The 25,967-nt window shown below is 60.7% G+C and carries 29 protein-coding genes and 1 tRNA gene; 16 read left to right on the forward strand and 14 right to left on the reverse strand.

The genetic code is table 11. From position 1 onward, the window contains the following. Positions 1–111: 111 nt before the first annotated feature. Entirely contained in the window at positions 112–1,575 is a 1,464-nt protein-coding gene (gene cycA / locus FEZ60_RS05330) for a D-serine/D-alanine/glycine transporter (protein ID WP_033234181.1), read from the reverse strand. A gap of 144 nt (positions 1,576–1,719) precedes the next feature. On the opposite strand from cycA, the gene FEZ60_RS05335 reads away from it, so the two are divergent. Then, complete coding sequence (locus FEZ60_RS05335) at positions 1,720–2,436, forward strand: HAD-IA family hydrolase (protein WP_033234180.1); 717 nt, start codon at positions 1,720–1,722, stop codon at positions 2,434–2,436. A gap of 4 nt (positions 2,437–2,440) precedes the next feature. Here the strand turns inward: FEZ60_RS05335 and FEZ60_RS05340 are convergent, their stop codons facing one another. The 4 genes from FEZ60_RS05340 to FEZ60_RS05355 form a co-directional block, all read right to left on the reverse strand. Then, positions 2,441–3,922, reverse strand: coding sequence for an FGGY family carbohydrate kinase (locus tag FEZ60_RS05340; RefSeq protein ID WP_172935708.1), 1,482 nt, complete (start codon positions 3,920–3,922; stop codon positions 2,441–2,443). A gap of 25 nt (positions 3,923–3,947) precedes the next feature. Further along, positions 3,948–5,345 carry a xylulokinase gene (gene xylB, locus FEZ60_RS05345; protein ID WP_095888414.1) on the reverse strand — a complete coding sequence of 466 codons (1,398 nt, stop codon included), beginning with the start codon at positions 5,343–5,345 and terminating at the stop codon, positions 3,948–3,950. A gap of 23 nt (positions 5,346–5,368) precedes the next feature. After that, complete coding sequence (locus FEZ60_RS05350) at positions 5,369–5,686, reverse strand: WhiB family transcriptional regulator (protein ID WP_033234177.1); 318 nt, start codon at positions 5,684–5,686, stop codon at positions 5,369–5,371. Positions 5,687–5,749: 63 nt separating this feature from the next. Next, positions 5,750–5,992 (reverse strand): DUF3263 domain-containing protein, encoded by a 243-nt coding sequence (locus FEZ60_RS05355; RefSeq protein ID WP_045069145.1) that lies wholly within the window; start codon positions 5,990–5,992, stop codon positions 5,750–5,752. 194 nt (positions 5,993–6,186) lie between these two features. Between FEZ60_RS05355 and FEZ60_RS05360 the strand changes: the two genes are divergently transcribed. From FEZ60_RS05360 to FEZ60_RS05370, 3 genes are all read left to right on the forward strand, one after another. Continuing rightward, positions 6,187–7,371, forward strand: a complete 1,185-nt coding sequence (locus FEZ60_RS05360) for an ROK family protein (RefSeq protein ID WP_095888413.1) — start codon at positions 6,187–6,189, stop codon at positions 7,369–7,371. A 197-nt stretch (positions 7,372–7,568) separates the two neighbouring features. Next, positions 7,569–7,644, forward strand: a tRNA-Arg gene (locus tag FEZ60_RS05365). Between the two features lie 49 nt (positions 7,645–7,693). Continuing rightward, the gene (locus FEZ60_RS05370) at positions 7,694–8,656 is read left to right on the forward strand and encodes a formylglycine-generating enzyme family protein (protein WP_172935709.1); all 963 of its coding nucleotides are present in this window, start codon (positions 7,694–7,696) and stop codon (positions 8,654–8,656) included. A gap of 1 nt (position 8,657) precedes the next feature. Here FEZ60_RS05370 and FEZ60_RS05375 read toward each other — a convergent pair whose 3' ends face one another. Together FEZ60_RS05375 and FEZ60_RS05380 are read right to left on the reverse strand one after the other, a co-directional pair. Beyond that, positions 8,658–9,575, reverse strand: a complete 918-nt coding sequence (locus FEZ60_RS05375) for a TauD/TfdA family dioxygenase (RefSeq protein WP_033234173.1) — start codon at positions 9,573–9,575, stop codon at positions 8,658–8,660. Positions 9,576–9,595: 20 nt separating this feature from the next. Continuing rightward, positions 9,596–10,273: a TetR family transcriptional regulator gene (locus tag FEZ60_RS05380; protein WP_033234383.1), complete on the reverse strand. Its 678-nt coding sequence runs from the start codon at positions 10,271–10,273 to the stop codon at positions 9,596–9,598. Positions 10,274–10,479: 206 nt separating this feature from the next. Between FEZ60_RS05380 and FEZ60_RS05385 the strand changes: the two genes are divergently transcribed. Continuing rightward, positions 10,480–12,816, forward strand: coding sequence for an arylsulfatase (locus FEZ60_RS05385; protein WP_092806714.1), 2,337 nt, complete (start codon positions 10,480–10,482; stop codon positions 12,814–12,816). A 63-nt stretch (positions 12,817–12,879) separates the two neighbouring features. Here the strand turns inward: FEZ60_RS05385 and FEZ60_RS05390 are convergent, their stop codons facing one another. The 4 genes from FEZ60_RS05390 to FEZ60_RS05405 form a co-directional block, all read right to left on the reverse strand. Continuing rightward, on the reverse strand, positions 12,880–14,337 hold the full coding sequence (locus FEZ60_RS05390) for a DUF4173 domain-containing protein (RefSeq protein ID WP_172935710.1): 1,458 nt from the start codon (positions 14,335–14,337) through the stop codon (positions 12,880–12,882). Between the two features lie 74 nt (positions 14,338–14,411). Then, a complete protein-coding gene (locus tag FEZ60_RS05395; protein WP_141486368.1) occupies positions 14,412–15,407 on the reverse strand; it encodes a HAMP domain-containing sensor histidine kinase in 996 nt (331 codons plus the stop codon). After that, positions 15,404–16,081, reverse strand: a complete 678-nt coding sequence (locus FEZ60_RS05400; protein WP_033234170.1) for a response regulator transcription factor — start codon at positions 16,079–16,081, stop codon at positions 15,404–15,406. The genes FEZ60_RS05395 and FEZ60_RS05400 overlap by 4 nt, the downstream gene beginning before the upstream one ends. Positions 16,082–16,144: 63 nt before the next feature. Beyond that, on the reverse strand, positions 16,145–16,669 hold the full coding sequence (locus FEZ60_RS05405) for an NlpC/P60 family protein (protein WP_052683592.1): 525 nt from the start codon (positions 16,667–16,669) through the stop codon (positions 16,145–16,147). A 265-nt stretch (positions 16,670–16,934) separates the two neighbouring features. Between FEZ60_RS05405 and FEZ60_RS05410 the strand changes: the two genes are divergently transcribed. Continuing rightward, complete coding sequence (locus FEZ60_RS05410; RefSeq protein ID WP_141486369.1) at positions 16,935–18,014, forward strand: serine hydrolase domain-containing protein; 1,080 nt, start codon at positions 16,935–16,937, stop codon at positions 18,012–18,014. Positions 18,015–18,187: 173 nt separating this feature from the next. After that, positions 18,188–18,607 carry a hypothetical protein gene (locus FEZ60_RS05415; RefSeq protein ID WP_230590124.1) on the forward strand — a complete coding sequence of 140 codons (420 nt, stop codon included), beginning with the start codon at positions 18,188–18,190 and terminating at the stop codon, positions 18,605–18,607. On the opposite strand, the gene FEZ60_RS05420 is transcribed toward FEZ60_RS05415, so the two are convergent. Continuing rightward, positions 18,598–18,909, reverse strand: a complete 312-nt coding sequence (locus tag FEZ60_RS05420; RefSeq protein ID WP_033234167.1) for a MerR family transcriptional regulator — start codon at positions 18,907–18,909, stop codon at positions 18,598–18,600. The two genes, FEZ60_RS05415 and FEZ60_RS05420, sit on opposite strands and share 10 nt — an antisense overlap. Before the next feature lie 367 nt (positions 18,910–19,276). Between FEZ60_RS05420 and FEZ60_RS05425 the strand changes: the two genes are divergently transcribed. From FEZ60_RS05425 to FEZ60_RS05445, 5 genes are all read left to right on the forward strand, one after another. Next, the gene (locus FEZ60_RS05425; protein ID WP_165826319.1) at positions 19,277–19,420 is read left to right on the forward strand and encodes a hypothetical protein; all 144 of its coding nucleotides are present in this window, start codon (positions 19,277–19,279) and stop codon (positions 19,418–19,420) included. An 85-nt stretch (positions 19,421–19,505) separates the two neighbouring features. Further along, positions 19,506–20,051: a DNA starvation/stationary phase protection protein gene (locus FEZ60_RS05430; RefSeq protein ID WP_045069134.1), complete on the forward strand. Its 546-nt coding sequence runs from the start codon at positions 19,506–19,508 to the stop codon at positions 20,049–20,051. A gap of 207 nt (positions 20,052–20,258) precedes the next feature. After that, on the forward strand, positions 20,259–20,522 hold the full coding sequence (locus tag FEZ60_RS05435) for a GlsB/YeaQ/YmgE family stress response membrane protein (RefSeq protein WP_045069132.1): 264 nt from the start codon (positions 20,259–20,261) through the stop codon (positions 20,520–20,522). Between the two features lie 57 nt (positions 20,523–20,579). Continuing rightward, entirely contained in the window at positions 20,580–20,777 is a 198-nt protein-coding gene (locus FEZ60_RS05440) for a CsbD family protein (protein WP_033234164.1), read from the forward strand. 89 nt (positions 20,778–20,866) lie between these two features. Further along, positions 20,867–21,022: a DUF6131 family protein gene (locus FEZ60_RS05445; RefSeq protein WP_092806704.1), complete on the forward strand. Its 156-nt coding sequence runs from the start codon at positions 20,867–20,869 to the stop codon at positions 21,020–21,022. Positions 21,023–21,117: 95 nt separating this feature from the next. On the opposite strand, the gene FEZ60_RS05450 is transcribed toward FEZ60_RS05445, so the two are convergent. Further along, positions 21,118–21,339, reverse strand: a complete 222-nt coding sequence (locus FEZ60_RS05450; protein WP_033234163.1) for a CDGSH iron-sulfur domain-containing protein — start codon at positions 21,337–21,339, stop codon at positions 21,118–21,120. Here FEZ60_RS05450 and FEZ60_RS05455 point away from each other — a divergent pair, their 5' ends adjacent. From FEZ60_RS05455 to FEZ60_RS05470, 4 genes are all read left to right on the forward strand, one after another. Beyond that, positions 21,340–22,422 (forward strand): iron-containing redox enzyme family protein, encoded by a 1,083-nt coding sequence (locus FEZ60_RS05455; RefSeq protein WP_045069130.1) that lies wholly within the window; start codon positions 21,340–21,342, stop codon positions 22,420–22,422. Positions 22,423–22,553: 131 nt separating this feature from the next. Then, complete coding sequence (locus FEZ60_RS05460) at positions 22,554–22,736, forward strand: hypothetical protein (RefSeq protein WP_033234380.1); 183 nt, start codon at positions 22,554–22,556, stop codon at positions 22,734–22,736. Between the two features lie 63 nt (positions 22,737–22,799). Then, on the forward strand, positions 22,800–23,093 hold the full coding sequence (locus tag FEZ60_RS05465) for a hypothetical protein (protein WP_033234161.1): 294 nt from the start codon (positions 22,800–22,802) through the stop codon (positions 23,091–23,093). Positions 23,094–23,167: 74 nt separating this feature from the next. Continuing rightward, complete coding sequence (locus FEZ60_RS05470) at positions 23,168–23,629, forward strand: flavin reductase family protein (protein ID WP_345770112.1); 462 nt, start codon at positions 23,168–23,170, stop codon at positions 23,627–23,629. A gap of 9 nt (positions 23,630–23,638) precedes the next feature. Here FEZ60_RS05470 and FEZ60_RS05475 read toward each other — a convergent pair whose 3' ends face one another. Next, entirely contained in the window at positions 23,639–25,909 is a 2,271-nt protein-coding gene (locus FEZ60_RS05475; RefSeq protein WP_172935711.1) for an ATP-dependent DNA ligase, read from the reverse strand. Positions 25,910–25,967 lie beyond the last annotated feature (58 nt).

The raw sequence follows: 25,967 nt of genomic DNA on the forward strand, positions 1-25,967 counted from the left end.
TGTCAGTCGTCGGCTTGCAGCAGTCCTCGAACGAAGCCCGCTCCTCTGTCTTGCCGACGAATGTAACAGTTTGATCAAGGAAACCGCCACCGTTACACGTTCTTGACCAAACTATTTTTCGTCCGTCTGTCGACTCGCATCCAGTTCTGCCCGGAATGCCTCGTACCGCGCGCGGTGCGCGGGCCGGCGACGAATAATCGCCCACGCGATTCCGAGTGCGACAAACCAGATCGGGGTGACGAGCAGCGCCTGCAGCGTGTCGTCCTTGGTGGTCAGCGCCCACAAGATGAACACGAAGAAAGCCAGCACAACCCAGCACATCACGATGCCGCCTGGCATCTTGAACTTCGACGCCTCGTGCAGGTGCGGGCGACGCTTCCGGTACACCAAGTAGCTCGCCAGGATGATCGTCCACACGAACATGAAGAGCAGCGCGGAGATTGTGGTCACAACGGTGAATGCCTCGATCACCGAGTCACCGGAGAACAGCAGGATCAACGACGCGAGCAGGAAGATGCACGAGAACATCAGGGCATTCGCGGGGACCTTGCGCGAGTTCAGCTTGCCGAGGGCCTTCGGTGCGTCGCCCTCCTGAGCCAGGCCGAACACCATGCGTGAGGTCGAGTAGATGCCCGAGTTCGCCGACGATGCCGCCGACGTCAGCACCACGAAGTTGATGACCGACGCGGCGATACCCAAGCCGGCGAGCGTGAACATCGCGACGAATGGACTCTTGTCCGCTTGGATCTCACGCCACGGCGTCACACAGATGATGACGGTCAGTGCGACCACGTAGAACAGCAGCACACGAATCGGGATGGAGTTGATGGCCTTCGGGAGGTTCTTCTCCGGATCCTTGGCCTCGGCCGCCGTCGTACCCACCAGTTCGATACCCACAAACGCAAACACTGCGATCTGGAAGCCCGCGACAAACCCCATGAAGCCGGTCGGGAACATGCCGCCGTCGTTCCAGAGATTGTCGACGCCGGAGGTGGCGCCGTTGGGCGCGGTGAACCCGGAGACGACCATCACGATGCCGACGATGATCAAGCTGACGATGGCGATGATCTTGATCAGCGCGAACCAGAACTCGGTTTCACCGAACGCCTTCACCGTCGGCAGATTGAGAAGGAGCAGTGCAGCGATGGTCAGCAGCGCCGGAATCCACGCGGCCAACCCAGGCCACCAGTACTTGAAGTAGCCCGAGATCGCGATCACGTCCGCGATGCCAGTGACGATCCAGCAGAACCAATACGTCCAGCCGGTGAAGAATCCCGCCCACGGCCCCAGGAGATCAGCAGCGAAGTCGGAGAACGACTTGTACGACATATTGGAGAGCAGCAACTCCCCCATCGCCCGCATGACGAAGAAGAGCATGAAGCCGATGATCATGTACACGAAGATCACCGACGGCCCGGCCAGCGAGATCGTCTTGCCCGAACCCATGAACAGGCCGGTGCCGATGGCGCCGCCGATCGCGATCAGCTGGATGTGACGATTGGACAGCTGACGCGACAAGTGGGGGTCGTCACCCGCCGATTTGCTTCGGTCAACGTGGTTCACGTGGTCGGACACGGAGAATCCCCCTGGTCATTCGGCGCGGGCCGAGAGCGACGAACACTGCCCTTCGACACGAACTTCGGAAAATGTGCCCTCCCAAAGTACGCGCGCCCCGCCGCATAATGCGCATCGGAAACCCTGCGCCGATAACCTTGGTCGGTGAACACTGACAGCACCGACTCCCGAAACGGGCATATCGCCGCAACATTGTTCGACTTCTCGGGGACGCTCTTCCGGCTCGAGGAAGATTCCGACTGGGCCGAACATTTTGTCGATCACGCCGGCGAGCCGATGGACGTGCACGCTCAAACCGAGCTGATGCGCCGGATGACCGCTCCGGTCGGGCGAACCGTCGAGATGGACGAAGCGGGACTGTACGCGTGGGAGAACCGTGACCGGGATCCGAAGCTGCACCGTCAGGCTTACCTCGACGTGTTGAGCAAGTCCGGTATGCCAGATCTCGGTCGCGCCGAAGCGCTGTACGGGTTGCTCGTGGACCCGGATCGATGGACTCCGTACCCGGATACCGGCGAGGTACTGAAGTCACTGTCGGAGAAGGGCATTCGCACCGCAGTCTTGAGCAACATCGCCTTCGACATCCGCCCGGCGTTTGTCGACCGTGGCTGGGACGTGTGGGTCGACGAGTTCGTGTTGTCCTTCGAGGTGGGTGCGGTCAAGCCCGAACCTGCCATATTCGAGCACGCACTTGCGCAACTCGACGTGGACGCAGCCCAGACCTTGATGATCGGAGACAGTGATGTCGCCGACGGTGCCGCACGCGATATCGGGTGCCAGTTCGCTCTCGTCGATCCACTGCCGACGTCCGAACGTCCGCATGCGCTACTCGACGCGGTGCGGAAGTTCGGGCTGATCTGAGCGATCAGCAGTCGAACTGGGCGAGAGCGTGGATCTGTTCCCGCGTCGACGGATACAGCGTCAACCACGTTTGATACAAATCCTCGTACATCGCCCGGTTGGCTGCGTTCGGCACTACTTCGTGCGACAGAGTCGTCCAATCGGTATCCGGCGCAACAAGTCCGGTCCCGATCGCAGCCAACAGAGCGTCGCCGTAGCTGGCGCCGATGGTCTGAGTCGGAACCAACTGCGTGTGTCCGGTGATGTCGCTGATCGCCTGTGTCCAGACGCGACTCTTGACGCCACCTCCCACCGCGATCGTGCGCCGGACGGGTTCATCTGTGTCACCGAACATTTCGAGTATCTGGCGGATTCCGAAGGCAATACCTTCATAGGTGGCCCGAAACAGATGCCCCCGGCCGTGTCGCAATGACAGTCCGGCAACGACGCCTCTGGCTTTGGGGTCGAACACGGGAGTACGTTCGCCGGCGAAGTACGGCAGGATCAACAGCCCTTCGGCGCCGGCGGGCACGGCCGCGGCCTCGGCGAGCAACTGCTCGAATGGTGCATCGCCGGTGAGCTTGTGAAGCCACTCGATCAGACTTCCGGCAGTGGATGTTCCGGCAGCAAGTGCCAAGGTGTCCTTCTGAACGCCCGCGGTTGTCCACAGTGCCGGATTGCTCTGAAACTTCTCGAGTATCTGAACCAGGAACATCGTTGATCCGTACATCAACATGAGATCACCGGGATGACGGGCGCCCACACTGAATCCCTCGGAGAATGCGTCGACCGTTCCCGCGACAACGGGCGTCCCGACGGGCAGTCCGGTCTGCTCGGACGCGTCAGCATGTACCAATCCGACAACATCGCTCGGCCATACCAATCGAGGGCATTCGAGATGGCCGAGAACACGATCCAGCCAATCGGAGTTCCAGGTAAAGTCCCGAACCGAATAGAGCGGATCACACTGACTGGCCGTGTGATGATCCTGGATATACTCACCGGTCAGCTTTGCGGCGATGTACGAATTCGACCCGTACCACCGAGTCGCCGCGGCAAAAATCTCCGGTTCATGGATGCGCACCCACTCGATCTTCGGCCCGACGGCCTGACTCGAGAGAAGTTTGCCACCACAATCGAGTATTGCCTTTTCGCCGAATAATTCGGTCAGCGAGGCCACTTCTGCGGATGCTCGACTGTCGATTCCGTACAGAATGGCCGGACGAAGGGGTCGAAGTTCACTGTCGCACAACACAAGTGCCGGGCCGACACCGCTGACACAGACACCTGCAACGTTGGCAGATCTGGGAACTTGTGCCACAAGACGTTTGGAGATCGAACACACCTCGGACCACCACATCTTCTCGGCGTCCACCTCGGCCCACCCGGGCCTGGGCATCGAGATCTGATGGTCGATCTGCTCGGTTGCCAGGACCACGCCGTCCGGGGTGACCAAAACCCCTTTGCTGCTGGCCGTTCCCATGTCCATGCCTACCAACAAGTCCACGAAAGAACCCTAGCTGAGTTGGCCTCTACACACCCTCGGTGAGCTCGCGCAGCGATGCGTAACGTTCCCGAACCTGCGGCGCCGGTGCAGCCTCGAAGCGCCTCTCCTCCGGTTTTGTCCATACCGGTGGACGCTCGCCGCCGAGCAGCGTCCAGGCAGCTTGCCTGCATGCGCCTTCCGCAACATATTCACCAGGATCGGGTATCACAACCGGGACTCCGAGAATTGCCGGCGCAATCTCACAGAGAGCGCGAGACTTCGCTCCGCCTCCTACGAGGAGAACGCGCTTCACCTCGACGCCTTGACGAACCAAATCGTCGACGCCGTCGGCCAAGCCGCACAGGAGCCCTTCGACTGCGGCACGCGCGAAATGCGCCGGCGTCGAATTCTGGAGCCGAAACCCGTGCACAGCCCCGGTTGCGTCGGGACGGTTGGGGGTTCGTTCACCCTCGAAGTACGGAATCATCACCAGGCCGTCACTCCCGAGCGGGGCGGACAATGCCAAACGAGACAGTTCGTCGTGATCGACGCCGAGAATGGACGCGGTCGCGTCGAGAATCCGGGCGCCGTTGAGTGTGCACACAAGCGGCAGGTGCAGTCCGGTGGCGTCGGCAAAACCGGCAACATTGCCACTCGAATCGTGCGTCGGCGCGGCCGAAACAGCAGACACGACACCGGACGTTCCGATCGAGATGACAACGTCACCGGGAATCGCCCCCAAACCCAGTGCGGCTGCGGCATTGTCACCAGTTCCGGGTCCGATGACCGCGCCGGATCGAGTGATACCGATCTTCTCGTTCGGCGCCGCAACCCGGGGAACCTGTGGTGTTCGATCTCGGAAAGCCAGCGACAGCAGGTCCATCCGGTACTCACGCGTCGCGGCCGCGAAGTACCCCGTTCCACTCGCGTCACCAGCGTCGGTGGCCAGCGCGTCGAGCGAGACGGCGCCGCCCAATTTCCAGGACAGCCAATCGTGTGGAAGACACACTGCTGCAGTACGATCCGCATTGCCGGGTTCGTGATCCGCCAGCCAGCGCAGCTTGCTCGCGGTGATTGCGGCTACCGGCACAACGCCCACGGCGTCGGCCCACGCCTGTGGACCGCCCAGCTCGTCGACAAGTTCGCTCGCAGCCTGCGCGGAACGAGTGTCGTTCCACAGCAACGCCGGTCGCACCACATCGCCGTCGCCGTCCAAACACACCATGCCGTGTTGTTGCGCGCCCACAGACACAGCGGCGACGTCGTTCAGTCCGCCCGCAGCAGCAATCGCGCTGTCCATGGCCTCCAACCACCGCGCCGGGTCGATCTCGGTGCCTGCAGGATGCGTCGCGCGTCCCTCTCGGACCAATTCACCCGAATCGGCATCACGGACAATGACCTTGCACGACTGAGTCGAGGAATCGATACCGGCTACGAGCGTCACAGCGTGTCCTCTCTGAAGGACCTTCAGCTCGCGACTGCGACCGCGGGCATTCGGTTGCTGCGCTTACGCAGCGATCGCACATATTCTGCGCGTTCGGTCTCCGTCATTCCACCCCAGATGCCGTAAGGCTCGTGAACAGCCAGCGCATGTTCGCGGCACTGCTGAAGAACCGGGCAGCTGGAGCAGATCTTCTTTGCGTTGAGTTCGCGGTTCTCGCGGGCATGCCCACGCTCACCGTCGGGGTGGAAGTACACGGCCGAGTCGTGCCCGCGGCACGCTCCTTGCATCTGCCAGTCCCACACTTCAGTTGTCGGATTCGGCATCGGAAGGTGCTTGTGCATGATGGCGACCTCAATTCTTGATTCTGTGGACTTGATTCAGCGATGAAGAAGAATGTGGGTGGCCTACTGGCCGATCAACTCGACGTCTCGCTGACGCAACCGGTGCGCACACACCGTGGCGAGTTCGCTCGCCGCAGGGGGATCCAGTGCGGCGTTGCCGTTGTCGAGGATGTTCTTCAATCTCCGGAAGTACTCGTGGGGCTCCAGACCGAAGGTGACAAAGATGTCTTCGTCCGGTCCGCCGTCGAACTTCTGCCATTTACGCGCGAAGTCGACAATCTCGTTCTGCGTGTCGGTGCGACTCATCGGGTTCTCCCCTAGGTTCGTGCGCCCTCTGACCTCGTACTGCGACCCACCCGAGAACGCGGTGCCCAGTGAGTCAAGACACAGCCTATGCCCACTTCTGCTTTTTCACAATACCTACTTACGTCTCCAAAAGACTAAAGTAATAAATCTTTTGCATCCTGAAGTAACGCTGAGAGAATGCTTGAATAGAAGGTATGACCCGACCGCCCATCACTCCCGCCACAGCCGGCGAGGTGTTCTCGCTGATCCGCGCAGGTTCCGCGACCACACGAAGCGAAATCGGGAAACTCACGGGACTTTCCCGGACCGCGGTGTCTGCCCGGGTAAGCGCGCTACAGTCGATCGGCCTGATCGCGGACGACGACGAAGGCCCATCGACAGGTGGCCGTCCGCCTGCCACCTTGACGTTCGACAAGTCCGCTGGATTGGTGCTGGTTGTCGCGATCGGCCGCTCGCGTGCGCAATTGGCCGTCACAGACCTGTCCGGCGCCATCCTCACCGCGGAAGACATCGACAAATCGGTGGGCGTCGGGCCCGACGAACTGATGCCTGAGATCGCCGACCATCTGACGTCATTGCTGGCCCGAATCGGCCGCCCGCCTTCCGAAGTCATCGGAGTCGGGCTCAGCATCCCCGGGACGGTCGACGTCGCAGCCGGAGCCAGTCTCGATTCACCGATGATGTCGGGCTGGGACGGTGTTGCCCTTGCTCCCTACCTTGCATCGGTCACAGACGCGCCGTTGTTCGCCGACAACGACGCCAACGTCATGGCACTCGCGGAACTCAGCGAAAGGCGTGAAAGCGCACCGAATCTACTCATGATCAAAGCCTCAACCGGCCTTGGCGCAGGCATCGTTCTCGGCGGTGTACTGCAACGGGGTTCACTCGGCGCCGCCGGCGAGATCGGGCACACCAAAACCGCTGCCGCCAAGGATGTCCAATGCCGGTGCGGCGACGTGGGTTGCGTCGAAACCGTCGCCAGCGGTTGGGCTCTCGTGCATGCACTCGAAGCCCAGGGCCGGGACGTCGGCCACGTCCGCGACGTCGTTCGACTGGCCCTCGACGGCGACGGAGAAGCGCGCCGATTGATCCGAACCAGCGGACGGCTCATCGGCGACGTGATCTCCGGCGCTGTCAATCTCCTCAACCCGGAAGTGCTTGTCATCGGCGGCGACATGGCCGAAGCCGACGAACTCTTCCTGGCCGGACTTCGAGAATCGGTCTACGGCAACGCAACTGCACTCGCCACACGCTCACTGCACATCGTGTCCGTCAGCCACGGGGCGCAATCAGGAATCCTCGGGTGCGCCGTCCTGGTACTTGACAATCTCCTGAGTCCGCGGGAAATCGACTTGAGGATTGCCGGCGCCGCCCGCTGAGGTTCGACGCCGCCCGCGCAGGTCCAATACTGCGGGCGCCTGTCGGCTTCGCGCCGTATGGGTTGTGCCGCTACACTGACTACCGCAGCTACGACGCCCAAGGCCCAACGCCAACCGGTCAAGTAGCGGCACCAGCCCAACCGGCAAGCGAAAACCGCAGTACAACACGGTTTTCATGCTTTACGGATGAGCTCCCCGCCCTCGTAGCTCAGGGGATAGAGCATTCCTCTCCTAAAGGAAGGGTCGCAGGTTCGAATCCTGCCGAGGGCACCAGGTGGGATTCTCGTTTCACCCAATCCAGGCCGCATGTCATGCTGAAACCATGACGCCCTCAGCCGCCATGAGCACTCCCCCGAAGAACATGTCTTTGATCCCGGGCGGAACCTTCTGGATGGGTTCCGAGGACTTCTACCCGGAAGAACGCCCCGTTCACCAGGTGAGCGTCGACAGTTTCTGGATGGATACGACGGCCGTCACCGTGGCCGAGTTCCGCCGATTCGTCAAAGCAACAGGACACGTCACGACTGCGGAGTGCGCGCCCGATCCTGCCGACTACCCCGATGCCGACCCGGCACTGCTGGTGCCTGGCTCTCTGGTCTTCCACTCACCGCCAGGACCGGTCTCCTTGGACGACTACACCCAGTGGTGGACCTTCACACCCGGCGCGGATTGGCGCCACCCGGAGGGCCCGGGCAGCAATGTCGGTGGTCGCGAGAAACATCCCGTGACACACGTGTCGTACTTCGACGCGCAGGCATATGCCCAGTGGGCCGGCAAGGAACTTCCCACCGAAGCGGAGTGGGAGTACGCGGCGCGCGGTGGGCTCGACCGCAAGGCTTACGTGTGGGGCGACGAGGACTCTCCTGGCGGAAAGCCCGGTGGCAACGTGTGGCAAGGCCAGTTCCCGTGGGAGAACCTGCTCGAAGACGGCTACGAACGCACCGCTCCCGTTGGAAAATTCCGCCCAAACGGCTACGGCCTCCTCGATATGGCCGGCAACGTCTGGGAATGGACAGCGGATCACTACACGTCCGACCACGCCCACAGCACCAAGAATCTGGCACCGGCGACCTCGTGCTGCATCCCTCGCAATCCGCGCGCCGAGCTTGCAACGGAAACCGTTGCGGGAGAGACCTATCCGCTGCGAGTTATCAAAGGTGGGTCACATCTGTGTGCACCCAACTACTGCCTGCGCTACCGGCCGGCCGCGCGGCAGAGCGAGTCCGAAGAGTCCTCGACCTGCCACGTCGGCTTCCGGTGCGTCGTGCGAATTCCGCAGGAGTAGATCAGAAGGGTGCGTCGCCGAGAATCGCGACGCGCTCCATGATCCGTCGATGCGGGAAGTAGTCACTGGCCGCGTAGTGCTGCGTTGCCCGGTTATCCCAGAACGCAATGGAATTGGCTGCCCACTTGAAACGGCACTGGAAATCCGGAACCTTGACCTGCGCGAACAGCAGGTTGAGCAGGTCGTTGCCTTCCTGCGGATCCATGTCCGGAATATGCGTGGTGAAGAGGCTGTTCACAAACAGCGTTTTGCGGCCCGTCTCGGGGTGCTTGCGCACCATCGGATGCAGGACCGGCGGGTACTGCTCCTTCATCTTCTCGAGCTTTTCGGGTGACATGCTGCGGCCGAAGGACGGAACGAAGTCGTGGACCGCCTCGCGTCCGTCGATCAGCTCCTTGACCTCGTCAGGAAGGCAATCGAACGCGTTGCCCATGTCGGCCCACAGGGTGTCGCCACCGGCCGGCGGAACATCGATCGCACGCAGGACAGAGCCTAGCGGCGGTGTCTTCGTCCAGGTCACGTCGACGTGCCAGATGTTTTCGGTGCCTGGGCTGTCCTCGCCGCGTTCGAATCGAACCACGGCCGGAACTTCACCCTGCGGGAGCAGTGGGTGAACTTCGAGTTCGCCCCAATTGCTGGCAAAGTCACGGTGATTGAGACTCGAGATGTTCTGGTCGCGGAAGAACACAACCTTCCATTCGAGCAATGCACGACGGACGTCGTCGATCTGCTCGGCCGACGGATCACGCAGATCGATGTTGCTGATCTCAGCGCCGATGAACGGTGTGACCGGGGTGAGAGTGAAACGCTCGTACGGCATCGACTCGACACCTTCGGGATTACGACGCATCCCGCGAGGACCGAATTCGATTGTGTGATTGCCGATTTGAACTGTACGAGACGACGTGAGTGCAGCCATGAAAATAGCTCCGTTTCGATTTACGTGTTGACTCGCGCGTCAGTGGACTGCGCGATCTTGCTTCGGGTTCGTGTGTGCTCACTCTGCGGAGCCAGCAGTGCCGCCACCATGAGGTCGACCAGATGGTCGACAGTTGTGTCGAAATCCGCCTTCACCACGGGATTTCCCTCTTCACGCCGCTGCTCGAAAACAGCAAGCGCGGCGACGGTCATGTTGGACATCAGGTCGATCCGCTCGACAGCGACACGACGCGAGAGGTGGTTCAGTGCCCGTGTCAGCCGCGAGACAACTTCGTTGTTCGCCTCGCTGACCTCACGGAACTCGACACTTTGTGTATCGACCGAGGGCGAGACCCTGGCGATGAACCGCGCATAGTTCGATCCGTCGGCAGTGGCAAGGAAATCTGCAAGAGGGTAAATGAACGCCTCGACCAAAGCTCGAACCGTATCCGTACGCCCACTCGAGTCGATGTCGTCGAGGTACGTCAGACGCGCAATGTTGATCTGACCCATCCGATACCGGAACACTGCCAGCACCAAGCCGTCCCGACCACCGAAGTGATACTGAACCGCAGAGTTGTTGCGTTGCCCCGCTGCTGCCGCGACATCGCGCATCGACACCTCGTGAATGCCACGTTCGGCAAACATGCGTTCTGCGACGGCGATCATTGCACTCTTGGCATCTGACGAGCTGGGCATGAGATGGAGCATATAAGTCAGTGCCTTAAAACTGCAACCCCAATTGCCGTCCGCCTTTATTGACCGCCGGGGGTTAACAAAGGCGCACACAGCGGGGACGGAATCCCACTCAACGAGAACTTGCCAGTGAATGCGACATCGGGAGTTACGCTGCAGATTAAGTCATCTACTTAATTCTCGGCCTCGATACAGCCAGGAGCCCACTTGTGAATCGTCATTCCATCCCGATCATCCCCGAGACGCCGAACGTCGCCGCATCCGTCGACTACCGAGACCAGAAGGTGCCATTCACCCGGCCAGAGCCAATTCGCCCGCCGGCCGGGGCACCCAACGTTCTGCTCGTCATGATCGACGATGTCGGATTCGGCGCCCCCTCCGCTTTTGGTGGCCCGTGCCGTACCCCGACGGCTGAACGCCTGGCAGACACCGGGGTCAAGTACAGCCGATTCCACACTGCCGCATTGTGTTCACCAACCCGAGCCGCCACTCTGACGGGCCGCAATCATCACAGCGTCGGCATGGGTGTCATCTCCGAGATGGCAAACGCCGCACCCGGATACAACGGAACCCGGCCTGCCTCGGCGGCCACCGTTGCTCGCATTTTGCAGGGAAATGGTTACGCTACGGGCGCTTTCGGCAAGATGCACCAGACTCCGACCTGGGAGACCACAGCGGCGGGGCCGTTCGATCGTTGGCCGGTACGCGAAGGGTTCGACAAGTTCTACGGCTTTCTGGGCGCCGAGTCCGACCAGTTCACACCGGTTCTCTACGAGGACTTCACGATGGTGGACCTGCCCAAGACGCCACAGGAGGGCTATCACCTCTCCGAGGATCTGGTCGATCACGCAATCGAGTGGGTCGAGGGCGTCAACACCATGGACCCGGACAAGCCGTGGTTCTGCTACCTCCCCTTCGGCGCGTGCCATGCGCCCCTTCAGGTTCCGGACAGTTACCTGAACAAGTACGTCGGCGAATTCGATCACGGATGGGATCGCCAGCGAGAGATCACTCTCGAAAAGCAGAAGGAACTGGGCGTCGTCGGGCCGGATACCGTCCTGGCTCCGTGGGCACCGGGCGTTCCACACTGGGATGAGCTCGATGACGACCAGAAGAAGGTCTCGGCCCGGCTCATGGAGTTGTACGCCGCGTTCCTCGAGCACACCGACGACGAGGTCGGGCGACTGGTGGATCGCCTGCAGGACATGGGCGTTCTGGACAACACCCTCGTCCTCTACATGATGGGTGACAACGGAGCCTCGGCCGAAGGCGGCATGGAGGGTTCGTTCAACTACCTCGCCGGGCTCAACGGCTACAAGACCGCGACCGCAGACGTGCTCGCCCGGTACGACGAACTGGGTACCGAAACCAGCTATCCGCACTACCCGGCTGCCTGGGCACTAGCGCTCGACACCCCGTACCAGTGGGCCAAACAGGTTGCCTCTCACTACGGTGGAACCCGCAACGGCTTGATCGCGCACTGGCCCAAGGGAATCGAGAATCCCGGAATCCGTGAACAGTGGCACCATTGCGTCGACATCACCCCCACGATCCTCGAAGCTGCCGGCATCCCGGCCCCGACAAGCGTCGACGGTGTAACGCAGAAACCGATGGAGGGTGTAGCGATGAACTACACCTTCGATGATCCAGCGGCCGACGAGCGGCACACCACACAGTATTTCGAGATCTTCGGAAACCGCGGCATCTACGATCACGGTTGGACCGCAGTCACCGCGCACCGTGCCCCGTGGCTGATGGCAACGCACGGACTGGAACTGACGTCGCTGAGCGACGACAAGTGGGAGTTGTACGACACGACGGTCGATTGGTCGCAGGCCCGTGACCTCGCGGACGAACATCCTGAGATCCTCGCGCGACTCAAGGAAAAGTTCCTGGTCGAGGCCGCCAAGTACCAGGTGCTGCCTCTCGACGACCGTACCGTCGGACGGCATTCGACACCGGAATCACGTCCGCCGCATCCCATGATGGGCCGCAAGTCGCTGACGCTGTACCCGCACATGAACGGGCTGGTCGAGAAGGCAGCACCCAACTTCTTCAACCGCTCGTACGCGTTGACCGCCAACCTGGGCAGCGTCGCCGACGGCATGCTGGTCAGCCTCGGTGGCCGGTTCGGCGGATTCGCTCTGTACATCATCGATTCCGTCCCCGTGTACTGCTACAACTTCAGCGGTGGTGGCCGTACCTTCGTGCGCGCCGAGAAGCCCCTGTCCCCCGACGCCAAGGAAGTTTCGGTCAATTTCGACTACGACGGCGGTGGTATCGGCAAAGGCGGTCTCGCGACGGTGCGCGTCGACGGCGAGGTTGTCGCGGAGGGCAGGGTCGACAAGACCACCCGGGCGATCTTCAGCATGAACGAGCAGCTGGATATCGGAATCAACCGTGGCAGCCCGGTTTCCGAGGAATTCGCGGAGAAGGGCACGTTCCGCTACGGCGGCAAACTCAACAGCGTGACCATCGACTTGCTTCCGACGCGTGATGTTGTGTCCGCGCAGGAGCGCGAGAAGATTTCGCTGGCCGTGCACTAGGCCGCAGGGCAATTGTGCAGCCGCAGGGGTAACTACCTCTGCGGCTGCACAATCGGCGCGCGGCTATCCGAACAGGATCTCCCTGGCCTGCTTGCGCGCACTGTTGAACTCCCACCACGAATCTTCGGATCCGCGCAGTTCCTGTTTCAGGTACCACAGCGAATCACTGCGCTGCGGCTCCGGCAGTCGATCAAGTGCAGGAACGGCATCGACCGAAAGCGTGCTCAGATAGTTCACGTCGATGCTCTTCCCCTGCTCGAAGCGCTCGACGTTCTTCTCCGCGATGTACGCATCAGGGTTGAAGAACGCAAAGCCCAGCAAGCCCACAGTGGCCATGGCGAGTACAGCCGTCGGCAGCCACGCGCCCGACATCCGCACTCCCGCGATGATCAGCAAGACAAAGACCAGCCCGAGCAGCAGTTCGACGGCAAAGACACTCACTCGCAACCTCGTGAATCCGTACTGGTTCTCGTACAACCACATTCGATGAACGGCCGACGCCACAATGACAAGGCTGAACGTGCACAGCGCGCCAAGCAGCCCCCGGGCCAGTGCCCTCGATCGGCGATCATCGCGATCTACACGCCGAACCGCAACCGCGATCACCAACAACGTCAGCACCGTCACCATCATCAGCTGCCAGAATCCTTGACGCGCATAGTCAGCATACGTCAGACCGTCCGTGACCTGGACGTGTTTGTCGCCTCCGAACAGCGTCTTGAGTTGCACCGCAACAAATCCCAAGAACAGCACGTTCAGCATCGCGAGCGGCACCACCCACTCCCACAATGGCAGCGGCGACGCCGGCATGGGAGCAAGCGCGTCGACGTCAGGCGTTCGGCGCCGTAGATACACAGCCGTGAGCGTCCCGAAAGCCACCAATACCCCGATCAACAGGTGAGCAATTGTTTCATCGACTCGAATCGAGGGAGCTGCGCCGTCGAAGAACTTCGCGAATTCCGGATCCGCACTGGCAAAAAGAGATCCGAAGATCAGGAGCATTGCGACGCTGACGGCACCTACGGCCACCACACGAACGGCCGGCACTCGCAGCGCTGCGCCGGGTCTCGCGTTTCTCCGCCGGGCAAAGCGCATCACTCGTAGTGGAGCGCGCCACGGCATGATCGTTCCCAGCGCGATGCCTGTCCACGTCCGGCCACCGATCAACGCCCAGGTGAACACAACCCACGCTGCCACCAGGCACACAAAGACAAGCCATCCCGCACCGCGGACCGCAGCCACACCGAACAGCGCAAGTGCGCCGGCGCAGGCTCCCCATTGAATCGGAGTCAACCGTGGCGGCGTGAGGAGCCCGACAACTACCGTGACACCGACAAACACGATCGCGTAGGCAACCCCGATGGTGTCGACATCGAGGATCAGGGCGGCAAGAGCACCCACCACTGCCGATCCGATCAGCATCGGACGCGTCGGAATGGACGTCCGATCTCGACGCCATACGCGTGGCACCAGTAGGGCAGGCGCACTGGGTTTTGGTGCAACAGCAACCGGAGCAGTCATTATCAGACCTACTTTCAGGATCGGCAAATCAGGCGCGGACCCCGTTTGGGGCGCGCCGTCGATAATCGGTTAATTCAGTTCTGCGGCAGTACCACTCGAATACAGCACCCAGCGTGCGCATCAACAACGGCAATGGTGCCGCCATGTAATTCGACGGCCCACTTCGCGATGGCAAGCCCAAGGCCGGTGCCACCGTCCGTGGAACCCCCTCGGATGAATCGGTCGAAGACCTCGCAGCGTGCAGCCGGCTCGATCCCCGGGCCGTCGTCATGGACATCGATCACGACGGCGTGCGCAGTATCTCTGCGCACGCGAATCACTGCGTGTACGTCGTTGCCGCCGTGGCGAACTGCGTTGTCCAGCAGGTTGGTCACGACCTGATGCAGGCGATCCGGATCGGCCGAGATGCTCAGCGAAGCAGGGCTCACATCGATGACGACGCCTCCCCTACGCTGCGACATCAATTCGTCCAGGAACGGCTCCATCTCGAACATCTTGGGATTCAACGGCATTGCACCACCCTCGAGTTTCGAGAGATCAAGCAGATCGTCCACCAGAGCACCGAGACGTTCTGTTTGAGCGAGAGCCGAACGCATCGTCTCCGGATTCGGATCCTGCACACCGTCGACAATGTTCTCGAGCATCGCCTGCAAAGCGGTGATCGGCGTGCGTAACTCATGCGACACGTTGCCGATCAGCTCGCGGCGATACCTGTCGTCGGCACCCAAATCCTCGGCCATTCGATTGAATGCCGTTGCAAGTTCGCCCACTTCGTCGCGCGATGTCGCCCGCACTCGACGGGAATAGTCGCCACGCGCCATAGCCTTGGCCGCTGCCGTCATCTCGCGAAGTGGTGACGTCATTCCGTGTGCGAGCACCTGCGTAACACCCAGGGCAACAAACAATGCCGTCAACAGCGCGAATCGAAACGGTTGTTGCGATGTCAGCCAGAAACCACCGGAAGCGAACAACAATGCGGCGACAACCAACAACCCGACCTTCACCTTGAAGGACCGCATCGGGTCGAGCGGTCGTGGCCACCGCGCAAATAGCCGGTCGACGACGCTCATCGCGGCACGTCCCACGCGTAGCCGACGCCATGAACGGTTCGGATCACCGAGGACCCCAGTTTGCGTCGTAGCGCCTTGACGTGAGAGTCGACGGTGCGACTCCCCGCCCCCTCGCCCCATCCCCAGATCTCCTCGAGCAGCGACTCGCGGGGAATCGCGGCTCTTGGTCGCTCTGCCAGATACACGATCAGATCGAATTCGGTCCGCGTCAGGTGTATTTCTTGCGCGTCGCGGCGCACCCGACGCTCGGTCAGGTCGATCACGACGTCACCGAACTCCAAGAGATCGGATAGCGGCTGCGAGGGACGACCAGCCCGCCGGAGCAGCGCCTGTACCCGCGCAACCAGCACCCGCATGCTGAACGGCTTGCTGAGGTAGTCATCAGCACCGACACCCAAACCGATCACCATGTCGGTTTCGTCGGCGCGCGCCGTGAGCATCAGCACGGGCACAGCTCGTACGGCCTGGATTCGACGACACACTTCGAGGCCGTCGAATCCAGGCATCATCACGTCGAGAACCACCAGGTCCGGATTGATCTCGGCGCACCGCGCGACAGCACTGGGTCCGTCGAATGCCATCTCCACGTCGAATCCCTCGGCGCGCAGACGCGCGGCAATCGATTCGCAGATGCTGACTTCGTCGTCGACCACGAGCACTTTTCGCTGACTCATGGAACTGACTGTATTAGCCCGACGTGGATGAACCTGGGAGGACTTGTGAAGGTTTTGTGCAGATTAGAACCGTCGAATGTTGTTGATCGGGAGATCAGCCAAGGGGGTCAGACCCGTGGGAACTCCGACGCCGTACGCGTTGAAGACCATTCCGAAGCCCGCGTAGATTCCGACGTGCGTTGCGCCGGGATAGAACGTGATGACGTCGCCGGGAACTAGTGCCCACCGCGGAACCGCTTGTCCCACACGGGCTTGCTCTTGGCTGGTCCGCGGTAGATTCACGCCGGCCTGCCGGAACGCCCATTGCACCAGCCCGGAGCAATCCCACGAGTTCGGTCCGACGCCACCCCATTGGTATGGCTTTCCGGTTTGGGTGGTGGCCGCCGCCAAAGCGATCAAACCTGCGGGACTGGGGATCGGAAGGGCCGCAGATCCGCTGCTGATACTGCCCATACTGCCCAGTGACCCGGTACTGCCGGTACTACCGGCGCTTCCCGGTTCCGCGAGAGCGGGCGCTGCAGTCAGGACCAGAACGCTTCCGGTCAGCAGGGCTGCAACCGTTCCCCTGCGCAGTGTCGACTTCCTCATGCAACCGTCCTTCGTTGAGGTACTGCGGTGCGGCCATCGCACCGAAATAGCGTTGAACTGGTCGGATCTGAAATGAGCATGTGGCCTTCGGATGCTAACGATCATCTCGGGCAATTCGGACAAGAATCGGCAACCCTATGCAGAATGAGGCCCTTTGTCCCCGCCCAGTCCCAGACAGCCCAGTCCTTGGCGCCCGAGAAAGATCAGGGGAAAGATCCGGGATTTCCTGGATTCCCGCGAGCCGAAAGATCCTTAGATTCGACTCATGCGCTCACACGTCTTGGCCACCATTGCTGTAGTTGCGACCTCGATGGCGCTTGTCGGATGCGCGACGCTCCAACGGACCGTCGAGGTTCAATCGGATCTGGATTCGCTCACGAAATCGGGCGCAGTCGGCTCGATTGCCACGCTCGACGACAACTCGACCACTACGGTTCTGACCAGCGGTGTGCCTCACCAGACGAATGGCGATTCGATCGGCCCTCGCTACCGAGTCCGGATCGCCGGCGTGACAAAAACATTCACCGCAGCACTCGTGCTGCAACTGGTTGCGCAGGACAAGGTCGGCCTCGATGCACCGGTCCAGCGCTACCTCCCAGGACTTGTGCCGGGTGACACCATCACCGTCCGGCACCTACTGCAACATCGCAGCGGGTTAGCCGAGTTCGCCGGCGAACCCAACGCCGACGAATGGGTGGCTGCGAACGAAAATCGCACGCTCACGCCAGCCGACGCTGTGGCCATCGCTTTGAGCAAGCCCGCGCAGTTCGAGCCCGGATCAGCTTTTCGCTACACCAACACCAACTACATAGTTCTCGGGATGCTCGTAGAAGCTGTGACCGGCCGAAGCTACGCGGACGAGCTGCGCACTCGGATTCTGGAACCACTGGAACTCGAGGACACCTATCTCCCACCACCGGGTGAACGAGACATCCGAGGTGAGCACATGACCGGATATGCCGATCTACCCGGCGGGCGCACCGATGTCTCCCGGATCGAACCGTCCATCCCCTGGTCAGCAGGTGCCCTGGTGTCTACCGGCAAGGATCTCAACACCTTCTGGCGGGCCTTGTTGAGCGGCAGAATCGTGCCGGAGAACGAACTCACCGAGATGACCACCCCACACGCCGGTGCCACCGAAGCCGAAGGCCTGGGCTACGGCTTGGGAGTCGGATCCACCGAACTGCCCTGCGGGGTTACCTACATCGGACACAGCGGTGGAATCTACGGCTACTACACACTGTCCGGTGCAACGGAAGATCGCGCATACACCGTGACGCTGACCTCGACGCCGAAGGAACAACCGGACATAGTGGCCATGCTCTCTCACGCGCTGTGCCCCTGAACAGCTGCCGGCCGGTCGTTGGGCGCGCCCGATACCGCCGGAATCTGCCGACAGGCGTCTGGGATAGGATGAATTTCAGTTCCGTGCCTGGTATGGGCGTTGAACCGTCTTTATCCTTGCCATGCTGTGCTGCATGGCTACGTCGAACAGATAGGCCGACCATTCCACTCACTGTGAAGTACGCGGAAATTTACAACGATGCGCTGATCGCGCTGGCAGCAGCCACGCAGCGACCGGCGAACATCGTGCATCTGGACGACGCGTACGCCATTCGGGTAGATCTCGAGTACAACCGCTACGTCGTTGCCACAAACACTCCTCACGGTTTGTCGAACGAACCCGGTATCAGTGGAACCTGGTTGGTTCGCTTCTTCCAGGCCGATATCGACGGCGCGCCGGATGAATTGCTCACCGAAGCAACAAACCAGTGGCTCATCGACGCCTTCGATTCCGCCCTCGCGTCCCTCGAAGCCGGCGGAAACAAGATCGTTGCCGATGCAGACTTCGGGGATATCAGCCGCACTGAAGCGACTGACGTCGATAACAACCGCACTGAAGCGACCGACGCCGACTCACGCGGCGATCAGGCCTGACCGTCAGCAGATTCACTCAACTGAGCGATCCTCGCCGCAAGAGTTGAATTTTCGGCCTCGAGCGAGAGAATCAATCTCACTCCGACCAAATTGACGCCGTCGTCGATCAACGCGGTGATGCGACGCAATGTCTCCAGATCTGATTCGCTGTACCGGCGAGTTCCACCACCCGTGCGTGTGGGGGTCAGGAGTCCTCGTCGCTCGTACAGTCTCAACGTCTGTGGCCCGACTCCGGATAACTCCGACATCACCGAGATGCCGTAAACGCCACGCCGTGAGCGCGTGTGTGGCTCTAATGTCACTGCAAGCCTCCTCGACCCAATCGGCGATTCCACGACTTTAGCACTTCCAGGCAACGAATCTGTTCGCGGGAGCATAGATTTCATATCGGCGATCGAGGCCGAAGATTTTTTCAAATTCAGGACTTTCGGCATTTCGCCTGTACAGGGCGGCCATTTCATCACCTGACTGATTCAGACTGGAGTCGATCCGCTCGTTCTGGGGTTGCTAATTATCTGCGTCGGCTGGTATAGATTTTAGTACGTCCTGACGAGAACATGCGTATCAAATTGCAGACAGATTTGGGTGTTGAGAGGCGCAGAACACGGCGCTGACGAGAAGCGGATCGCCCGATTCTCACTACTTACACCCCTAGACCGCAGGAGCAAGATGACGACGATCGACATCCCGTCCGCACCGAGCGGCGAGATCAACTCCGGTAGCTCGACCTTGGCCACGCCGGAACTCAAACTGCGAATCGCCATGATGTTCGGGGATCCGATAACAGAGGACCTGGCCGGAAGCATCAACTGAATCGACAGACACGATCCGAAAGTATTTGTGCCGCAGCAGCACACACCAGTGCACACAGCTCGACACTCTGACGAGAGGAAGATACATGTCTACATTCACGATCCCGGGACTGAGCACCGACGACGGCGCGCGCGTAGCCGCAGTTCTGCAGGAACGCCTGAGCGCGTACAACGATCTACACTTGACCCTCAAGCACATTCACTGGAATGTCGTAGGCCCTAATTTCATCGGCGTACACGAAATGATCGACCCCCAAGTCGATTTGGTGCGTGGTTACGCAGATGACGTCGCCGAACGCATCGCAGCACTCGGCAACTCCCCGAAGGGAACCGCCGGCGCCATCGAAGCCGACCGTTCGTGGGACGACTATTCAGTCGGACGTGACGACGCTCGCGCACACCTCGCGGCGTTGGACCTCGTCTACACCGGCATCATCACCGATTCCCGGGCCGCTATCGACTCGGTCGGAAAGATCGATCCCATCACCGAAGACATGCTGATCGGTCAAACAGCGCAGCTGGAGAAGTTCCAATGGTTCGTCCGAGCTCATCTGGAGAACTCAGGCGGAAACCTTGTGCACGAGGGAAGTTCGACGGAACTCGACGCCGCCGACAAGGCCCGTAAAGCCTGAACCGTGACAAAACGCGAACTTCGGATATTCCAACTGCAGCAACGACTGTTGGCCGGATCGATAGTAGTGGGAACACTGCTCGGGGCTGTAGCTATCACTTCCCTCTGACCTCAGTTTTTTAAAGGTCCAAGATGACCTCAATCGTGGAATCCCCAATCTCGGAATCCCACTGTCACTTGGAATCCACTTGTCACAAGGAGACTCACTGTGCTCGGACTCGGCATCATCGGTTGGATCATCATCGGCGGACTCGCCGGCTGGATCGGCAGCAAGATCATGAAAACCGATGCCTCCATGGGAATCGTGCTGAACATCGTCGTCGGCATTATCGGCGGTCTGATCGGCGGATTCCTTCTCAAATTGTTCGGTGTCGACGTCAACGGTGGTGGCCTGATATTCAGCTTCTTCACGTGTGTACTCGGCGCGGTGATCTTGCTCTTCCTGGTCAAGGCCGTCACCGGCCGACGGTGAATTTCCCAGATCCAGAACGACTCGAATCAATCTCTACCCGAAAGGATCACGATAACCATGGCTGATTTCATCGACAAGGCAAAGCACAAGGCCGAGGAACTCATCGGCGAGGCAAAGGAGAAGGTCGGACACAAGACCGACAACGACGATCTTGCCGCCGAGGGCGCCAAGGATCAGGTCTCAGGCAAGACCAAACAGGTCGGTGACGATATCTCGGATGCTGCAAGCGATATCAAGAACAAGTTCACCAACTGAGCGGATGCACTGGTGCCGCCGCCAGTGAACAGATAGCGGAAGTCCGTAAATCACGGCAACTTCCTACGCATCGGAGATGAGGATTCACCATGATTGTTCTCGGCATTATCTTGGCACTGGTCGGCTACTTCACGTCAATCAGCATTCTGACTACGGTCGGCATCATTTTGGTGGTCGTCGGCGCAGTCTTGTCGCTCCTCGGCGCTACGGGTCGCGCGGTGGGCGGCCGGAAAGTCTGGTATTGATCCACCCCGTTAACCTGCCCGGTGGCGCGTTTGCCGATCACTCCCGATCGGCAAACGCCCCGCCGGGCGTTTGCCGTAAAACCGGGTTCAGCCACTCAGGAACGTCGAACTTTTCTCTTTTTGTGGGTACCGTCGCAGAAGGGAGGTATCGCTGTGCCACCGCAACGACACAGCGCCACCGTTGCACGTTCACGGCTGATCGGGTTGCCGTCGGCGTCGACCAGCGTCGCCGGACCTCGAACCAGTAGTGGCCCGTCTGGGCATACAGTGATCGTGACAGCGGAATCGTCGCCCCCAGGATCGGAATCGGAGTTCATATGTCCTCCACACGGATTGATCTAACACCATCGCAAGCACTGGCAACCGGCACTCGCATGCCGATCCCCTCCGCGCGAGGACAGGTCAGCGAACTGCTGATTGCACTGTTGTCTGGATCCGACGCTAACCCTGCTGCCTTCACCGCCGCCGCTCGGAGTGCGGCCGGAGAGCACGATGGTACATCGATCGTGTTCGACGACGACGCACAACTGTCGCTGACGCTGCTGTACGAACTACACCTTCAGGGACTCGCCGGAGTGTCTGACGAATGGGAATGGAACCTCGATCTTCTCGCAGGACGGGCCGCGCTGGAGTCGTCGTTCGAGGCAGCAGTCCGTTCGATCGTCGCATCCCGAAATCTTGAAGCCCAACCTCTCGACGCCGCGGACGTCGTCTCACAATTGTGGGCGATGACCGCGCCGTCGACCGGGCCGAGCATGTCCAAGTTCATGGCGACAGACGCCAGTGCCGAACAGTTCGAAGAGGTACTCATCCACCGTTCGCTCAACCAGCTACGAGAATCCGATGTTCACACATTGGGAATTCCGCGTCTGGCCGGAGCCCCGAAAGCCGCGCTGGTGGAAGTCCAAGCCGACGAGTACGGCGGCGGGCGATTGGAGAGGATGCACTCCACCCTCTTTGCCAACACCATGCGCGAACTCGGACTGTCGGATCAGTACGCACACTATCTCGACGCCGTTCCGGCAGTGACCCTTGCGAGCCTCAATGTGCTCTCGCTCTTCGGATTTCATCGTCGGCTGCTCGGGGCGTTGATCGGCCATCTGTGCGCAGTGGAAACCACGTCGTCGCTTCCCAGCAAGAACTACAGCACCGGGCTGCGTCGCCTAGGTTTCAGCTCGCGGGCAACACTGTTCTACGACGAGCATGTAGAAGCCGACTCCGTTCACGAACAGATCGCAGTCCGCGATCTCGCCGGCAAGCTAGCGGAGCAAGACCCCACCATGGGGAGCGACATTCTGTTCGGCGCCGCTTCATGTTTGGCGTTCGACGACCTGCTGGCCGAACACATCACCGGTTGCTGGGACCGGGGTGAGACTTCACTGCGCAGTTCACCCCGGTAAGCGGCCCGGCAACCTCAGAATTTGAACGCTTACATGATATTATCTGTTTCCACGGATGCAGATTAGCTTTTTCTGGTGCGATCGGTAGGTCGCTCCCTCGACTTCCCGTCGAGATGAACCCAGGAGGCATGATGACCGGCAAACAAGAAAACTCAGGCGACGTTTCACCTGATGATGTCGAAACCGTCACAACCGATTCAGGTTCCGAAAATGCGGACAGCGACGTCCAATCCGATCCGTCAGGCGACCAACCCTGGTCCGGCGAAGGCGGCGCAACAACACACGGACCAGCGACCGATCCGCACAACGGGTAGAGCGCAACACAGATATACACACCGAAATGCCTTCGGGGTTGACTTCCGAGAACGGAGAACACAGTGGCTGAAACAAACGGCGACCTACCCGTCGACGACGCACATACCAATCGATCTCACGTAGGCGAAGGGATCGCCGACGGACGGAACTACCCCGGGTACCTTCTCATCGGGCTTGCGCTCGCCACGCTCGGATTAACCTTGGTGGCACTAGGTTACGGTTTTCAGGGATGGGCATTGATCGCCGGCGCAGTGTGCGCTGTGTCCCTCGTGCTGGGCGTAGCCGCCGTCCTTCTCGAGCGACGACGCGTCAAGCGCCTCGAAGGCCATAACCTCACGGATCAGGAAGGTCATTGATCGGCAAACGCCCCAACGGGACTCGAGGAGCACCCGGCAACTCTGACGACAACGGCACAAGCGCATTCGACACACTGGTCGGCAAACTCGACTACCCGATGTTTGTCGTCACCACCGGCGAGGGCAACCAGCGGTCCGGATGTCTGGTCGGTTTTGCATCTCAGGTCAGTATCGCTCCTCCGCGTTTTCTCGTTGGACTGTCGAACAAGAATCACACGTTCCACACAGCATTGACGACGGAATTTCTTGCTGTCCACGTCATCCCGAGGGATCACATCGAATTGGCAACGTTGTTCGGGGGATCCACCGGCGACGATATCGACAAGTTCGCGCGTTGCGCCTGGCATCCTGGCCCCCATGAACTCCCGATACTCGATGAGTCCTCCGCATGGTTCAGCGGACGCATTATCGACCGCATCCCTCTCGGAGACCACGTAGGTTTCCTACTGGATCCCGAATCAGGCTCTGCACCTGGCGATCTCGGTACGGTTGTCACCTACACCGACGTCCGCGACCTCGAGCCCGGACACGAATAGCGTTTCCCCCTACGTATCCCGCCGCACGTCCGTCGGCGACTTGTCCTCCCGCATCCCCCGCCAACTGGGGTGCCGCAGGCGACCACTCGCGGTCCAATCCATGAACCGCACTTCACCGACCAGTTCAGGGCGGATCCATACCGCTCCCTTGCGATCCTCCGTCGGAACATCATCTTCGAACGGGCTTTCCTTCTGCTGCAAGGGTTCCAGTACCGCCAGCAATGTTTCCAGGTCGCGGTCGGTGAAGCCGGTCCCCACCCGGCCGACGTAACTCAACCCGTCTTCGCCCGGAATTCCCATGAGAAGTGCGCCTATCCCCCGGGCCCGATTGCCTTGACCCGTGCGCCACCCGCCGATCACTACCTCCTGCGTACGCCAGTTCTTGACCTTGATCCAACTCGACCCCCTCCGTCCCGGAAGGTAGACCGAGGCACGACGCTTTGCGACGATCCCCTCCCAGCCGGATTCGCGGCTCCCCTCCAGTGCTTCCGCCGCAGTTCCGTCGATCTCTGGCGGCACGGTAAGATCACCGACCTTCGTGGCCAACGCATTCAGCACAGTCCGACGATCGGTGTACGACTTGCGCAGCAGGGAAACTCCGTCGAGATACAGGAGATCGAAAGCCAGAAACTCGGGTTCGCCGCCGCGCTGCAAAGCACCGAAATCGGTGACACCTTCCGCGTTGTACGACACCACTTCACCGTCGAGAACCACCTCGTGGCCGTCGAGAACCGAAGCAAGTCCAGCCAGCGCGGGATAGTCGCCGGTCTTGTCGTTACCGGCTCGGCTGCGGAGCGACAGTGTGCCCGAATGAAATTCGAGAATCACCCGTATCCCATCCCATTTACCCTCGAATGCCCACTCGTCCTCATCCAGACCCTCGAGCGATCCGGGCGTCGCGAGCATCGGTTCGATCCCTTTCGGAAACTCGATTCCGAAGCTGGATTTCTGATCCTTCATCAGATGCATCAGCCACTGGTCACCTTTGGTCCGAATCAGCGCGAATCTGCCCTGCACTCGGTTCCCGTCCAAGCGCACGATCACCTCGTCGTCACGCCACTTCTCGGTCTCGTACGTGCCGGAATCCCAGATCGTCATCGATCCGCCGCCGTACTCGCCCTTGGGGATCGTGCCGGAGAAGGTGGCGTACTCGAGCGGATGGTCCTCGGTGTGGACAGCCAACCGGTTCTCCCCCGCGGTGGTGGGTACCCCTTTCGGAACTGCCCACGACACCAGCACACCGTCACGTTCGAGCCGAACGTCGTAGTGCAGGCGTCGCGCGTGATGTTCCTGAATCACAAAGGAATTGCCGAGCGCGCCGGGGGAAATCGAATCCGGTACCGGCTCCGGCGTCCGGTCTGCCGCACGCTTGTTTCGATATCGTGTCAACGAATCCTGCTGCACCACGGGAGGATCGAGAGCAGCCAACAAGTCACCGCCGGAATCAACGCGTTCGAGCACCTCGTCGAACAGCAAGTGACGCAACTTCGGGTCGTCGAGTTCGTCCCAACTGCGCGGCGCGGCAACATAAGGCTGGGCACGCCCACGCATCGAGTACGGAGCGATAGTGGTTTTGGCCGCGTTGTTCTGGCTCCAGTCGACAAAAATCTTGCCGGCTCGAACATTTCGCGCCATCGTCGCTGTCACCAGATCCGGATGGATCTTCTCGAGTCCCACCGCGATCTGCTTGGCGACGGTCGACGCACCACTGCCGTCCAGCGGCCGATCGAGCGGCACATAGAGATGAATACCCTTGCTTCCGCTGGTAACGGGATACGCTGTCCAGCCAAGCGTCCCCACAAGATCCCGGATGGAACGGGCCACCTCGGCGCATTCGGCCAACCCGACGCCATCACCCGGGTCGAGATCGAACACCAATCGGGTTGCGGGCCCGCGCTCGGAACCGTCGAATCGCCATTGCGGAACATGTAATTCGAGGGCTGCTTGTTGACCGAGCCAGGCAAGCGAAGCAACTGAATCGAAAATGGGATACGTGACCACTCGGTCGGAATGCTGTAATGACGCGCGGGTCAGCCAATCCGGCGCCGACGATGCAAGGTTCTTCTCGAAAAATGATTGACCGTCCACCCCGTTCGGCCAACGTTTCCGCGTTCCCGGCCTACCGACGACATGGGGAATCATGACTGCGGAAATTCGAGTGTAGTAGTCGATGACTTCGGCTTTGGTGGTTCCACTCTCGGGATAGAGCACCTTCCCGAGATTGGTCACGGGCACGGTTATGCCATCGAGTGTGATCTGGCCCCGATCAGTCGTCGCCATCTCTTCATTGTGCTGCAGCGCCCGTGATCCGGCAGTAGAAATCGCTGCGATCGGAACC

The organism is Rhodococcus sp. MS16, from assembly GCF_013277795.1.
Lineage (GTDB): Bacteria > Actinomycetota > Actinomycetes > Mycobacteriales > Mycobacteriaceae > Rhodococcus_F > Rhodococcus_F globerula.